This window comes from Stenotrophomonas sp. WZN-1, from assembly GCF_002192255.1.
Classification (GTDB): Bacteria; Pseudomonadota; Gammaproteobacteria; order Xanthomonadales; family Xanthomonadaceae; genus Stenotrophomonas.
Genome location: NZ_CP021768.1, coordinates 1,642,540 through 1,654,960, shown reverse-complemented (window position 1 = coordinate 1,654,960; position 12,421 = coordinate 1,642,540). Strand labels below are relative to the sequence as shown.

18 protein-coding genes are annotated in these 12,421 nt (G+C 59.9%); all 18 read right to left on the bottom strand.

From position 1 onward, the window contains the following. Nucleotides 1-4: 4 nt before the first annotated feature. Entirely contained in the window at nucleotides 5-292 is a 288-nt protein-coding gene (locus tag CCR98_RS07835) for a hypothetical protein (protein WP_087922160.1), read from the bottom strand. Between the two features lie 85 nt (nucleotides 293-377). Then, nucleotides 378-1,361 carry a DUF5309 family protein gene (locus CCR98_RS07830; protein WP_087922159.1) on the bottom strand — a complete coding sequence of 328 codons (984 nt, stop codon included), beginning with the start codon at nucleotides 1,359-1,361 and terminating at the stop codon, nucleotides 378-380. A 17-nt stretch (nucleotides 1,362-1,378) separates the two neighbouring features. Beyond that, nucleotides 1,379-2,338 carry a hypothetical protein gene (locus CCR98_RS07825; protein WP_087922158.1) on the bottom strand — a complete coding sequence of 320 codons (960 nt, stop codon included), beginning with the start codon at nucleotides 2,336-2,338 and terminating at the stop codon, nucleotides 1,379-1,381. Nucleotides 2,339-2,510: 172 nt separating this feature from the next. Continuing rightward, the gene (locus tag CCR98_RS07820) at nucleotides 2,511-2,795 is read right to left on the bottom strand and encodes a hypothetical protein (RefSeq protein ID WP_157721515.1); all 285 of its coding nucleotides are present in this window, start codon (nucleotides 2,793-2,795) and stop codon (nucleotides 2,511-2,513) included. Then, nucleotides 2,792-5,014 (bottom strand): hypothetical protein, encoded by a 2,223-nt coding sequence (locus CCR98_RS07815; protein ID WP_087922156.1) that lies wholly within the window; start codon nucleotides 5,012-5,014, stop codon nucleotides 2,792-2,794. The genes CCR98_RS07820 and CCR98_RS07815 overlap by 4 nt, the downstream gene beginning before the upstream one ends. Then, a complete protein-coding gene (locus tag CCR98_RS07810) occupies nucleotides 5,014-6,342 on the bottom strand; it encodes a phage terminase large subunit (protein WP_087922155.1) in 1,329 nt (442 codons plus the stop codon). Before CCR98_RS07810 ends, CCR98_RS07815 begins: the two co-directional genes overlap by 1 nt. Next, nucleotides 6,293-6,562: a hypothetical protein gene (locus tag CCR98_RS07805; protein ID WP_157721514.1), complete on the bottom strand. Its 270-nt coding sequence runs from the start codon at nucleotides 6,560-6,562 to the stop codon at nucleotides 6,293-6,295. The genes CCR98_RS07810 and CCR98_RS07805 overlap by 50 nt, the downstream gene beginning before the upstream one ends. Nucleotides 6,563-6,632: 70 nt before the next feature. Continuing rightward, on the bottom strand, nucleotides 6,633-6,797 hold the full coding sequence (locus CCR98_RS21040) for a hypothetical protein (RefSeq protein WP_157721513.1): 165 nt from the start codon (nucleotides 6,795-6,797) through the stop codon (nucleotides 6,633-6,635). A gap of 8 nt (nucleotides 6,798-6,805) precedes the next feature. Then, nucleotides 6,806-7,456 (bottom strand): hypothetical protein, encoded by a 651-nt coding sequence (locus CCR98_RS21035; RefSeq protein ID WP_157721512.1) that lies wholly within the window; start codon nucleotides 7,454-7,456, stop codon nucleotides 6,806-6,808. A 9-nt stretch (nucleotides 7,457-7,465) separates the two neighbouring features. Beyond that, complete coding sequence (locus tag CCR98_RS07800; protein WP_157721511.1) at nucleotides 7,466-7,666, bottom strand: hypothetical protein; 201 nt, start codon at nucleotides 7,664-7,666, stop codon at nucleotides 7,466-7,468. Then, nucleotides 7,663-7,995 (bottom strand): DUF3307 domain-containing protein, encoded by a 333-nt coding sequence (locus CCR98_RS07795; protein ID WP_087922152.1) that lies wholly within the window; start codon nucleotides 7,993-7,995, stop codon nucleotides 7,663-7,665. The genes CCR98_RS07800 and CCR98_RS07795 overlap by 4 nt, the downstream gene beginning before the upstream one ends. A 120-nt stretch (nucleotides 7,996-8,115) precedes the next feature. Beyond that, nucleotides 8,116-8,481, bottom strand: a complete 366-nt coding sequence (locus CCR98_RS07790; protein WP_087922151.1) for a hypothetical protein — start codon at nucleotides 8,479-8,481, stop codon at nucleotides 8,116-8,118. Between the two features lie 305 nt (nucleotides 8,482-8,786). Continuing rightward, nucleotides 8,787-9,341: a trypsin-like peptidase domain-containing protein gene (locus CCR98_RS07785; protein ID WP_157721510.1), complete on the bottom strand. Its 555-nt coding sequence runs from the start codon at nucleotides 9,339-9,341 to the stop codon at nucleotides 8,787-8,789. Between the two features lie 151 nt (nucleotides 9,342-9,492). Continuing rightward, nucleotides 9,493-9,786 carry a hypothetical protein gene (locus CCR98_RS07780; protein ID WP_087922149.1) on the bottom strand — a complete coding sequence of 98 codons (294 nt, stop codon included), beginning with the start codon at nucleotides 9,784-9,786 and terminating at the stop codon, nucleotides 9,493-9,495. After that, nucleotides 9,786-10,262 (bottom strand): hypothetical protein, encoded by a 477-nt coding sequence (locus tag CCR98_RS07775; RefSeq protein WP_087922148.1) that lies wholly within the window; start codon nucleotides 10,260-10,262, stop codon nucleotides 9,786-9,788. Before CCR98_RS07775 ends, CCR98_RS07780 begins: the two co-directional genes overlap by 1 nt. Nucleotides 10,263-10,456: 194 nt before the next feature. Then, entirely contained in the window at nucleotides 10,457-10,900 is a 444-nt protein-coding gene (locus CCR98_RS07770; protein ID WP_087922147.1) for a hypothetical protein, read from the bottom strand. Next, nucleotides 10,897-11,763, bottom strand: a complete 867-nt coding sequence (locus CCR98_RS07765) for a winged helix-turn-helix domain-containing protein (protein ID WP_087922146.1) — start codon at nucleotides 11,761-11,763, stop codon at nucleotides 10,897-10,899. The genes CCR98_RS07770 and CCR98_RS07765 overlap by 4 nt, the downstream gene beginning before the upstream one ends. Before the next feature lie 263 nt (nucleotides 11,764-12,026). Then, entirely contained in the window at nucleotides 12,027-12,419 is a 393-nt protein-coding gene (locus CCR98_RS07760; protein ID WP_157721509.1) for a dATP/dGTP diphosphohydrolase domain-containing protein, read from the bottom strand. Between the last annotated feature and the right edge of the window lie 2 nt (nucleotides 12,420-12,421).

Here is a 12,421-nt window from a genome sequence, read left to right as displayed (position 1 = left end):
CCCCTTAGAATTTCTTGTTGCCAGTACGACCCCAGATCCGGAACGGCTTGGCGTACTCGCTGTTAATGAATTCGGTTTGGAGGTCGGTGGACTTCATGAACTCGTCCCAGCGAACCCCGCGCTCGTTGCAGTACTTCTCAAGAACCACGCCGGGCACCTCGGCGAGAGTCACAATGTCGCCCCGCACCTTGTCCGTGTCCCTGCTGATTAGCTCGCAATGGCGCTCCACCTCGCGGAGGTCATCCATGTTTGCGAACACCAGATCCACGGTGTTGTCGCCGTCCCGGGTCATTACCCGTCGAATCCCGTCTTGCATTTGCCCTCCAAGCAAAAAGGGCGCCCCGAAGGACGCCCCTTTGCTGTCACGTGGAACTGCCTTACGGGATGAGGTCGCGGACCGCACCCAGCACGCTTTCCTGCGGGACCACCAGGGTGACTTCGGTCAGGATCTGGTAGTTGGTGGCGTCACCCACCTGCGCCAGCTCCTTGCGCTGGAACGGGCGCAGCTGGCCCAGCTTGATCTTGTCGAAGTCCACCACGTAGGCGGTGTTGATCAGACCAGCACCCGAGCCGGTCATGACGCGATTCGGAATCACCTTGGTGACGCCGAAGTCGTGGCCGTAGAAGGTGAACGCAGTCTGCAGAACAGCCGGGGACGGACCCTTGACGCTGCCGAACTGCTCGGCTACCTCGTTGGTACGCTGCACGTTGCCCGTGAAGCTCGACACAACCTGCTTGTGACTCGGCGAAACCAGCAGGGCATCGCAGTTGCCGCCGTTGGTGTAAACCGAGGCGATCACAGACTTTAGGAACGGCTCGGTGAAGGTACGCAGAGTGCCAGCGGTCGGTGCAGTGTTGGTCTGCGGGTTCGGGGCAACACCGGAAGCGCCAAGGCTGTTATTGGTGGCGATGAAGCCATACATACCGCGCATCTGCCCGGCCACGCCCGAGGTTCCAGTTACAGCGGTTGCATTGGAAATTGCAGCCGCCTCAACGTCCTTCTTCAGCTCAACCATCTTCTTGGTGCCCTGGTAGGACACTTCAGAGCTACGGCCATACTTGCGTACCGCCTCAGTCGTACCCGAGATGGACATAGTGTCCTGGATGATCTGGGTGCGGTTGTTGTACTGACCAGGCTGGGTGATGGCCGCATAGGTCGCGTCCGCACCTTCAATCGCGGCGTTGGCCGGGTTCGGGGAGCGGTAGGTGTCGGCGGTCCACTCATGGAAGCGGTTCTCAACCGGCACGCGGCTAATGGACGAAACCAACGGGGTGTCCGACGGACGGAAGTTATAGACCTTGTCTTCAACGTCCTCGGCAATGCGCACGACGTTGTTGGTGATGAGAGTATTTGCGGGCATTTCTGCTCCTTAGAGAGTTAGAAGCCGCTTTCCTTCAGGAAGCCTGACAGGGAGCGGAGATCATTGGGGTTGCTGTTAAGGCGCTTACGGGCCTCAACGACGCGTTTCTGTTGCTGAGTGGGCTGGGGCTTCGATACGCCAGGCTTCTGAACACGCTCAGGAATGCTCGGCTGGCCCTGCTTCGCCTTGGCCGAGGAAACCTTCTTCTGGTGTTCGCGCCACTTGGCGGCATCGCGCACTGCCAGCAGCGCACGGTGATCGGACAGCATGGACAGCTCTTCCTGCGAGTAGCCCAGATCGATCAGGTACTGCGCGATTTGCTGCTGCTCCTGAGCAGCAACCTTCGGATCGCTCCACTCCTTCAGCTTTTCATGCAGGATCGCCTTCTCACGCTCGACCATCTCTGCCTCTGCGCGCTCCTGATCAGCCTTCCGCTGAGCATCGAAGCGCCCGCTCTCAGCAAGCAGTGCGTCGAACATCTGCGCACGCTGCTGGAACTGCTGGTTCTCAGCGACCCACGCTGCGGGATCGTCCTGAGCCAGCTGTGCAAGCCGCTCCTGGCTACCGATCAACTGCTCGCGCAGAAGGTGCATCAAGGGACCAGCCTGCTTGGCGAGGTATTCCCGCTGCTGCTGGATCTCCTGACGCTCTCCCTCAATAGCTCGCTTGGTTTCGGCTACCTCAGTCGTCTTGCGTCGATAATCTGCGTCCTTCATATACCCGGCGCGAAGCTCGGACAGCTTCACTTTGGCGCCTTCAACCTCAAATTCGGGGTCCTCGGGCTGGGTATCCTCTTCCTCTTCCGGATCTGCGTCCGGATCCTCGATATCCGCCTCTTCCTCGACCTCGTCGGCCTCGTCAGTCGGCTCTACATCCTCTTCCTCAACGGCCTCGCCCGGCTGGGCATCCATTTCAAGGGCAATATCCATCAGGCTCGGCTCAGTCTGGCCGAGTTCCCCGGAGGGTTGACTCGTCATAGCGTGTTTTCCTTGGGTTCGGCGCCCGGTTAACCCTTTCGGGTTCCATCGGCCAGGGTGACTACGAAGGTTTCGCCTCGACGCACTGGCGCGCCGTAGTGAGGCGTCTCAAACAGGGCGGGAAACTCGTCAAACGGGACCTCGATCCCGGTCACCACCCCTTCAATCTCACTCAACCGGGCAAGAACCTGCGCCCAGCCTCGCGGACCTTCTCGGCGACCGTCCGCTTCTGCACGAACTGGCCGTTCTGCATGACTGTCTTGAGGTGCAGTTGCACGCTCGACAGGCACTTCTGCATCTGGAACAACTTTTCGCGGCCTTCCGCGTCTCTTGCCGGGCTGGTCTGCCATGCTCTCGTGTACTCCTTCTCGAGCTTTTCAAAAGCCTCAACGAGCAACGGCTCCCTAAGGAGCCGTTCTGCGTCTAGACCGCGTTGCACTTCTTCTTCAGGCGTCACGGCTGCACCTCCCGTGCGATCTCGTCGGTTGCCGTTTGCGTAGCCGGGTTATTTACCTTGGCCTTCGAGCTGATATTGGCCGTCTCGATCTTTACAGACGCGTCTAGCTCGGCCTTCCACCGCTGGAAATCTCGCTCCCGCTGGCGGTCGGCATCCTCGTACTGAAGCTTCAGAGCAGCCAACTCGGCCTCCTGCTGGATCTTCAGCCGCTGAATCTGCGCCTGGTTCTGCCGATCAAGCTCATTACGCTCAGCCTCAAGGCGCGTCTCCAGTGCATTCTGCTGCGCCTGGGCTTCCTGCCGCAGCTGCTCCACTTGAATCTCAACTTGTCCCTTCATCTGAGCCAGCTGCATCTGCGTCTGGGCCTTTGCCATTTCCACTTGAACCTCGGGCGGCGGTCCCGGGTTTGGGTTTGGCGGCGGAGGCGGACTGAAGTACCGTTCAGGCTGCTTCTCACCTGACGCACGGGCAATATCCAGCGCAAGATTCATGGCGTTCTCAGGAGTGACAATCCCCAGCTCAAACGCACGCTGCTGCACGCCCGCAATCGTCTGCAGGCCCAGCATCTTCTTCGCCTCGCCCTGATTGCCAACACCAACCGATACCGTCATCCGATACTGGTTCTTCCACTGGCGCGGATCGATGACCAGCCAGTCACCGTTGACCTTGATCTCTTTCTCTCGGTCGGTGTACTGCTTTGCCATCTTCAGCAGAAGCCGCCACTGACGCTTCATGAACGTCTCGGCGATGACTCGGGCAATCAGCTCAATGCGCTGGGCGCCCTGCCCGATCAGCTCAGAGATGCCCTCCGAGCCGATGTTGCCCTTTGCGAGCGAGTCCGCATTCAGAGCCGAGTTCATCTCGGTAACGCCAGTGCGAGTGTTCTGCACCTGCCCGAAGTGATCCAGCAGAGTCAGCACGTGCGGGCCAACGAACGGCGTCACGTCAACGCGCAAGGCGTCAAGACTCTCCACACGGCGCCAGCCACCCGGGCGCGGATTTGCCAGGTCGTCCAGATTGACCTGGTTGGTGACAATCGTCGTCTGCGGGTTGTTAACCAGGTAAGCGTTGTCCAGCATCTGTCGGGTTAGCGCGGTGCGGATGCGCTGCAGATCCTCAACCAGATCCCACATGCCCAAGCCAATCAGCTTGTGCGGCATCAAGATCGGCGTCGCCAGCGAGAACGGATGGTCGTCCGTGATCTCGTTGATGTGGATGTACCGGCCCAGCTTCACAATCCGACGATACTCGGCAATGCCATCGCCGTCGAAGTCCACCTTGATGTAGCACTCAGTGACGATGCCCTTCTTCTGGCTCTCGTCGCCCTGGGCGTCTCCATAGTCCTCAGACCCGTCGTACTCGTGCCGCTCGTCCTTCTCCCACTGCCCCTCATCGGCCTCATTGGACCCGCAGTAAGTGTCCACCTCGCTTTCGGGCCAGCCCTCGGACAGGAGGTCTGACCGAGTCCGCTCGACCACGTGGGCGATGTAGCGAACGTCGCTCATGGTGCGCGTGTCGCGGGCAATCCGGATCTCTTCCGGGGGCACACCTGCCACCTTAATCCGGTTCTTCTGTTCCTTGATGCTCAGAACCACGTCATAGAGCAGCGCAGCTTCCGGAGGCGCACCCTCTGGAACCAGCGTAGGGTCTAGCTGCCCTGCCTCATCAATGGAGGCAATCTCGACGTTCTCCTCCTGGGACATGGCCTCAACCTCGGCCAGTGAGAGGCCGCGATAGACCTCCCGCCGCTCTTCCCAAGCCTTCTCGCACCACGTCTTGGTGACGCCCATGCGGAACATCAGGCACGACTTGATCGCGTCGTGCAGCGTGGTAAAGCCGTCCTCGTTCTCCTTGAAGAAGAGGTAATTACAGTAGTTCGACGCTTCCCTGGTTGCCTTCTCGTCCTGACGCGAGTCAGGCTCGAAGATAACAACACCGTCTTGGCTGAACATCTTCATCAGCGACGGCAGCAGCCACTCGACCGTGTCCATCATGGTCTTATCGACCACCTGCGAATGGCCGTCGCCCTCTGGCGGCAGGAGCTTGCCCCGCGCCTCGCCCATGTAGAAGTAGCGCATCTCCTCGCGGTCAGACGCGAACTGATCGTTCACGCCAATCGCGACTGCATTCTCATGGTCAATCAGCGCGGCAAGCTCATCGTTTGTCATCTCCGGGCTATCCACCTCGGCGACATCTAGCGACTCGTAGTCGTCTGCCATCAAACGTACCTCATGTTGGGTCGATGCACGGGGGCTTCTCCCCAGGTGTCGTTAGTCATTTGCGGCTCGGCTTCGGCCACGTAGCGGAACGTGTCAGCGAAATGAGAGTGCTTGTCGTGGACTGGGGCTCCGGGCTCGCCAGTTGTCGTCGGAATGTGCCGCTTGTACTGGCCCAGTGCAGTGAGGAGGCCAGGAAGCTCGCTGCCCGTCTCCGTCTTTACGTCAGCGCAGCCGTCCTTATCGAAAACGACTCTCGGGAACATTGACTTGGCCTTACGGATGCCGATCTCCACGCATCCCGTGTACTTAGGAATGATCGACACGTTCCACCCGTAGCCCTGCATGATCTGGCGGGCGTTCTGACCAACCAGGTAGGACCCGTTCTCGCCGTCATGGGGCAGGAACATCTTTCCCCAGTTGAGCTTTAGGGGTTGTAGCTCGGCGTTTACGTACTCAAGCGTCTTGCCACGCCAAGTAAGCCCACGAATAACCCTAAGCTGACCATGCTGACGCTGCACTAGCACCACGCACATGGCGTCGTTGTGGCCAAGGTCGAAGACAAGATGCACCTTGAGCCGAGGGTCGTATGGGACAGCACTGATGCGTCCCTCTTGCTCGGCTGCGGTCATTTCCTGCAGGTAGATCGCCCCATCCACGGCGCGCAGATACTCGCCGCCCCAAATGTGCCCGTATAGCTCCGGTCGCTCATCAAGGTCTCTGCGTCGCTCTCGCTCAAGCTTCGCAGGGAACTTCGGGTTATCGGTGTGGTTGAGCTCTACAACCTTGATGAGTGGGTCTTTCGAGTGTCTGTAGCGCTCAACCGGCGCTTTTTCCCTCTTTGGATTCCAGGTCAGCCAAAGCTCTGCGTTCCAGCCGGTGCCCTCTTCGCGCAGGGTCGGGCCGACAACGGTAAATGCTTCTTCAGTTACAGGCTCAGCCTCATCGATCCAGAAGATCAGGATTCGGCCCTTGGACTTGATCGAGCCAAGATTGCGATCCAAGCCGACGAACGTGAACCAAATGTTCCCGTCTCTTGACTTGATGTACTTCTCGCCGATCTCGTAGTAGTCAAGCAACCATGGCTCATCCTCGATGGCCCGCTTAACCTCCTCTAGAGATGAGTCCTCCAGGGAGTTCATGAACTGGCGGCCACAAACCAACTGGCCGCGAATGCCCGCCATCCCGTAGATGTATCCACGGACAGCGAGCATCTTTGCAAAGCTACGGGTCTTGGCCGAGCCTCGACCACCGTATGCGCCTCGAACGTCGGCCGGGCCGTCAAATACTGGGATCAGCTTCCTCGGCAGCAGGACGGATGCTGTCGTCATGCATCGCCTCCAGCCTGATGCTAGTCACAACCCTCAACGGGCTCTCTTTGTCCCCCTGCACTTGCAAGGGAAGCAGTTTCGGATAGATCGCGGTCCAGAACGCCTTCTCGTTGGCCGGGTCCTCTTGAACCCAGGTCAACATCCGTTCTGCACCGCCCAGCCCCATGGCGACCTGTTCGATCATTGCCTTGGCCGCCATGGGGATCTTGTTCTTGGCCAACGGTGGTCGGCCGGCGCCGGGGCGCTTGCCTCCGCGTGCCATAGATGAATCCTTGATTTAATTCATTCAGTTACGGGGCCGGTGCAACCCAATGGGCGTTCAGCCAATACACCAGCGCATCCCATGTCTCGAAGGCCACACAGTCCCGAGCGTCTGCACCCTTGTCCGAACCCACGGCCCAGCCGTTGAAGGTCTTGATGATCACGATCTCTTTGTTGCTCAGCCAAGTCGGCATTTGCTCTCCTATGCTTTCTTCGTTGTGATGAAACCGCGCTTGTAGTCCACGGGGTTACTGCCTGCGAATCGGCCACCCACGATGCCTGGCATGCCGCCTCCAGTTGCTTGGCCGCTACCGCCGCCTGAGCCACCCCCAATGAAGCCGCCCACGTTGTTGCCCAGCCCAAGGTTCGACCCAGTCGGAGCCGCTACCTGCTGGCCCCATACGCTCTGTGGGTTCCACTGGCCGATGCTTGCCATCCCATTGCCGAACTGGGTGTTGCCGAAGCTCCCCATAGAGCCAGCTCCGCCCGTGTAGCCGTACCAGTTGCCGCCCGGACGCTGGGCACCTAGGCCCAGGTTGTTAACTGCCAGCGGACTGGGTGCGGTAATTGCGTTCTGGACTGATGCGGGGGCGCCCGTTACCGGAACACCTTCGCGCTGCACAGGGCCGATCTGATTGCCGTTGCGGTCGATCAGATAGTTGGCTGCGCGGCCAACCAGTGCACCAGCGGCAGGGCCTGCAAGTGAAGTGGCAATCAGCCGTGCACCAAGTCCCGCCAAGCCAGTGCCGATGTTGCTGAACTGGCCGGTCTGACGGTTGTAGTTATCTCCCGGCAAGGCAGCCTGGACAAACCTGCCAAAGAAGTTTCGAAACGCGCCCGGCTTATCAGCCATCTCAATCCCTCAGTTCAGCCGGTCTGTGTCGGCCTGTTGTTCGCAAATGTCTGCCGCCTGCCTCAGCAATGCGGCCAATGCCTTCATCGGAACCTTGAGGCTGATGATTCGGATGTTTGCGCTGTCCAGCAGTCGCAGGGCCACGCCATACGTTCCAGCGTCTTGGCAGGCGTCCACGAACTCGGCGCCCTTGGCGTCCATCTCGTTCATGGCACGCCCGCGAGCGCAATGACTGTCCAGACCAACTTGCAGATGATGTGCAGCACTTGATCGGCGTTGAAGTCGATCTTTCCTGTGCACTTCAGGTCATCGATTGCCGCGTGCGCCAAGAACTCCGCCGCCGCAAGCCATAGACTCCCGGTAATCAGACCAACAAATCCAGCATGAATCAGCGAATGAGCGCCGAGCGCCTGAAACCATGGCGTACCCGTCAAAGGATTGGATCGATTCTTAGCACGGGCGAGAAAGTCGCCCTGTAACGGGTAATCGGCTAGCGCATGGCCTACGCACAGCGCAGCAAACATTTCTATCAGGCTCATTTTGCTCCCCTGTGCTTGTCCAGGCAGTCGGCGGTAGCCGCTCGCTTGTTCTCCGAGTCCACATATGCCCATACCGACCCCACATACAGGGCGCGCCAGATGCGCCAATCCGTGGTGTTCTCAGGGGCCGGTGGTTCCATCGCAGGACTTCTCTCCCCGCACCCTGCAGGCGGCACGTAGGGCTGCTTTGTGTGCCTGCTCAGCAACCCGCATCCCGCCATCATCGGCAGGAGTAGCAGCAGGGTAAGCACCTTGGCGCAGCGCCCGATCATCGGCCTTGGCTCGCTTCTGGACTTCATAGCCCTCAATCCCGATCCGTTGCTGCGTGCCACGGCTGATCTCGTTGGACCTGGCCGTCTGCTTGGCCTCCTGACGCAGTTCCCTCGCCTCCTCCCTGGCATGCGATCCACCGCGCCAGAACAAGAGCCCGGCAATGGTCGCAAGGACGACAAATAGCCACAGTTGCCGGTTCAGGAGCCATGACATTAGATCGCCACTCGGTTGAGTAGCTCCGCAAGCCGCAAATGTGCCTGATAGACGCGGACGCCCTGATCGTGAGCAATCTGTGCCACGGGGCTGCGTGATGGCTCAGGATCGGACTTGTACGCCTCACCACAAAGCCATGGAGTAAGGACCGGCTCTAGTCGTGCCTCAAGTCGCTCGATTTGATGGATGAGCTGCTCGATTTGCGAATCAGTAATCTGAAGTCTGTCTCGGAGACTGTTACGTTCAAATTCAGGCTCAGACTGCGAACAACTATCAGAAAAGTTGGTGCCCATATCAAACTCCTGTCAGATTCGCGCCCACTGCTTGGGGCTGAACGCCAGCGGGTAGGACACGCAGAACCGAACGATCGGCCCCACGTACACCGCACTGACCATGCCGACCAGCTGGCCGGACTCGTTGAATACTCCGGCGTCCGAGTCGCCCTTGCCGCAGGTCATGTCCAGCAGCATCGCCGAGCTGTACCAACCCGCCATCTGGCCCGACCGGTAGAACTGATCGAATCCATCAACATTGCCGACGAACGACAGCCCGTCGCCCTTGTGCGTGGTCGGACCGCGCTGCGCCCATACCGGAAACCGCTGATCGACCCACAGCAGCGCATGGTCATGGCCGTCCACCTCGATATGGCGGATGGTCACGCGCTTGTCGCCGAAGTAGACGACCGAGTCTTTCTCAGTGATGCAGTGCTTTGCTGTCAGTAGGACCTCACGCCCCACTGCCGTAGCACTACATAGGCCGCCGTCCTGCATGCCAATTCGGTAGGTGTACCGCTCAACTGACGGGCGCGCTCCAGCGCAACCAGCCAGTGAGGCCAGCAGTAGGACGGCTAGGATGCGCATGGCAATACCTAGATCTTAGAGAAGGTGGCAATGAACGCCGCGACCGCATCGTCCGCATTTCTGGATGCCACCTCATGGGGTGAACCTACATGAACATAATGCAGGTACACGGCCACCCACAGGTCTTGAATGACCGTTCTTTGTTCGATCTTCACTGCGGCACCTCAATGTTGTGCTTCTTCAACTCGAACTCCAGCCGCATAATCCGCATCGTCAGGTCATAGACCTTCGTCTCTGCGGCACGGCGAGCCTTCCGTTCCTCGTCCAAGCCAGATTCCAGCAGGACAAGCCGGTTCTCTTGGGCGGTGATGCGCTCAGACAGCTGCTGCACCAGCGCGTCATTGGCTTTCGCCTCGGGGGAAAGGAAACGGTCCCATGCCAGCTTGCCCAGCAACAGCAGCACGCCGACGCCGCTACCTACACCCCAAACAGTCACGTCATCCATCAGCGCACCGCCTCCACGGCCTTTGCGTAGAGGGCGTCCCAAGTGCCTTGATGGGGCTTGCCAGGACGCCAGTTGCGGACGTAGTAGTCCCACGATGCGGCTGGGTAGCCGATATCAGGGATTGGCTTCGGATCGGTAAACAGCAGCAGCCGTGCGAAGGCGCAGGCCAATAGGTCATCTCGCTCCAACGCCGGATAGACCGCCGCAGCTGTCGGCTCAATGCCTCGATCCCTGCAAACATCAGCCGCATACTTGCGGGTGGACGGGTGAGTCAGGACGCCGACCACGCCACCGCCCTTCTCGAACTGCCAGTAGCCCCGAGCCGGGCCACCGATCTGGCGCCGCGTCTCGAATCGAGATTCCTGCAGGCCAATCGCCAGAAGCAACACCCGTGCCTTGGCGGTATCCATCGTTGACGGAAGCAGTGCAAGGCCGGGACCGACCACGCGAGAAAGAATGTGGTCAAGATCCGCCATGCGGACTCCTCAAATAGGTGCCCAGCGCTGCGCAAGGCAGGCATCCACGGCTCAATGGTCCGGGGCTGGGCATGGAAAGTGGTGCCGCAACTGCGTGGCGGCCTGGTTGGGATCCAGTGGCGATGGATGACAGTCCAGAGCGCCCCCTTACGTCCGGGTAGCTACCCCGGAATAGCCTCCGCTCCCTGCCGGAGCTAAGAGGAATTCTTCTTCCGCCGCTTTGGCAGCTTGAACACTTGCACCGGCTCGCTTGAGTACGGCTCAGTCATGCATGCAGCCCTAACCGCCTTCTCGGCACTAGCGCCACTGCTCATATGGTTCATCGCGATAGGGCCGCCACTGCCAATCGCTGCCGTCGCGCCTATGATGGGAAATGCGGGAAGGCGGTCATAAGCCATTAGGATCTGTCCGTCAGGCTGCAATATCAGTATGCAACCATCCTCAAACTCTGGCGCATCACCCTCTTGTCCCGATAAGAACCAATTGATTACTGCATAGGTTCGGGACCACGACTCACCACATCCACCGATGAGGCCGCCGTCAGGCAGTTCAAAGATTTTTGGCACTCTATGGATGGAATCGCCCGTAAGCTGCGTATCCGCAGCCATGACCCCATCCTTTACGGCGATAGTGGTCATGCTGCCTCCAGCATCTGCGAGTTGATCCGGACCCGGCCAACTTCGCCATGCTTCTTCGAGTACGTGATAACGCAGGCATCCCGCCCGCTCATCCATCCGCCCCGGCTGGCGTGAGCATCCGGTGCCGCAAGGGTCCGGTGCTGCTCGATCACCATCAGGTTCGTTTCCTTCACGTCGATATGGTGAAGGTGCCCCATGTGGGCGTAGGCGTGCTTCGTTCGACCAAACACCTCGCGGAACTTCGCGGCAAACACGGTGTCGATCTGCGCCATGAGCTTCTTGTGACCGTGGTGGAAGAACAGAGCAGTCTGCCCATGCTCGTAGCAGTAGTACGGGTCTGGCGAGGTATCCACCGATACACGCGGCTCGTTCTCGTACATGGCCGACAGCCACTCGCGCATCCACGCCGAACCAGCCAGGTCGTGGTTGCCCTCAGCCATCACGACGTGAACCACTTCGTGCCGATCCAGCAGCATTCCGATCACGCGACGGATGACACGAATCGCCACGCGGATCAGCTTCTGGAACCGGCTATCAGCGTCCAGAACATGTCCGGAAGTCGGGGTCACCGATTCCAGCCCGTCCCAATGCAACAGGTCGCCAAGCTGAGCCAGAACGCCGACCTTGGCGGCCGGTCCAGCAGCAATAGCCGCCGCGAACCAGTCAACCAGCATATCCTCGGCAATCTTGATATCCCAATCTGCGCCGGTCTCCTCGCCCCAGGCCAGCATGCCCAGGTGGTAGTCGGTCAGGACGTAGACGTTCGCCAGGTCATCCAACGTCCGCTTCGGGGCTGGCCGCGCCTTCTCTCGCGGGATCTTCTCCGCCAGCGCAACAATGGCTGACTCCATCGCCGCAGCCATTGCAGCGTCATCCTGCCGCGTCTTGACCCATTGGGCGGCAACCGTGCCATCGTCTCGGTACAGGGTCGAGGTTCCACGAACCTCAAACCCCGGCGCCGCTGGGTGCACTAGCTGGCAGTCAGGTGCCCAACCACCCTTGGCGGCAAGCAGCTGGTCTTCCCGATCCTGCGGGCGAATAACACCGAACTTCCCGCAGGTCTTACAGAAGCACCGGCCTGTGCCGTTCTTCGTAGCTCCATCTGCTCCGCAACGAGGGCATTTCATTAGTCACCCGTGTCGGTTCGTGGCAAATTAAGAGTTGCATATTTCATCTGCAACTTATGGGTTGCCCCAGGTTTGGGCCTGTCGTCGTGAAGCATCCCGACCTCCTTGGCGTCCAGCAGGAGCGCAAAGCAGGCCATGGCATGCGCCAGGTGGTGCACACCCGAGTCGTCGGCGCAGTCCTCTCCATCCCAGAACGCGTCTAGGTGCCGCTGGGCTGCTGCCACGTAGACCGAAACGCTGATAGCCGAATCCCGCCAGTTGTAGGGGCCGTACTTCTTGGCACCATCAGCTAGCGCAAGGGCCAGATAGTGCTTGGCGCTGGGCGGGACGAGGTGCAGCGGAACCTTGGCCGCCCCAACCGCCGTCTTGGGGTTGTTGTCGGGATAGGCCACGG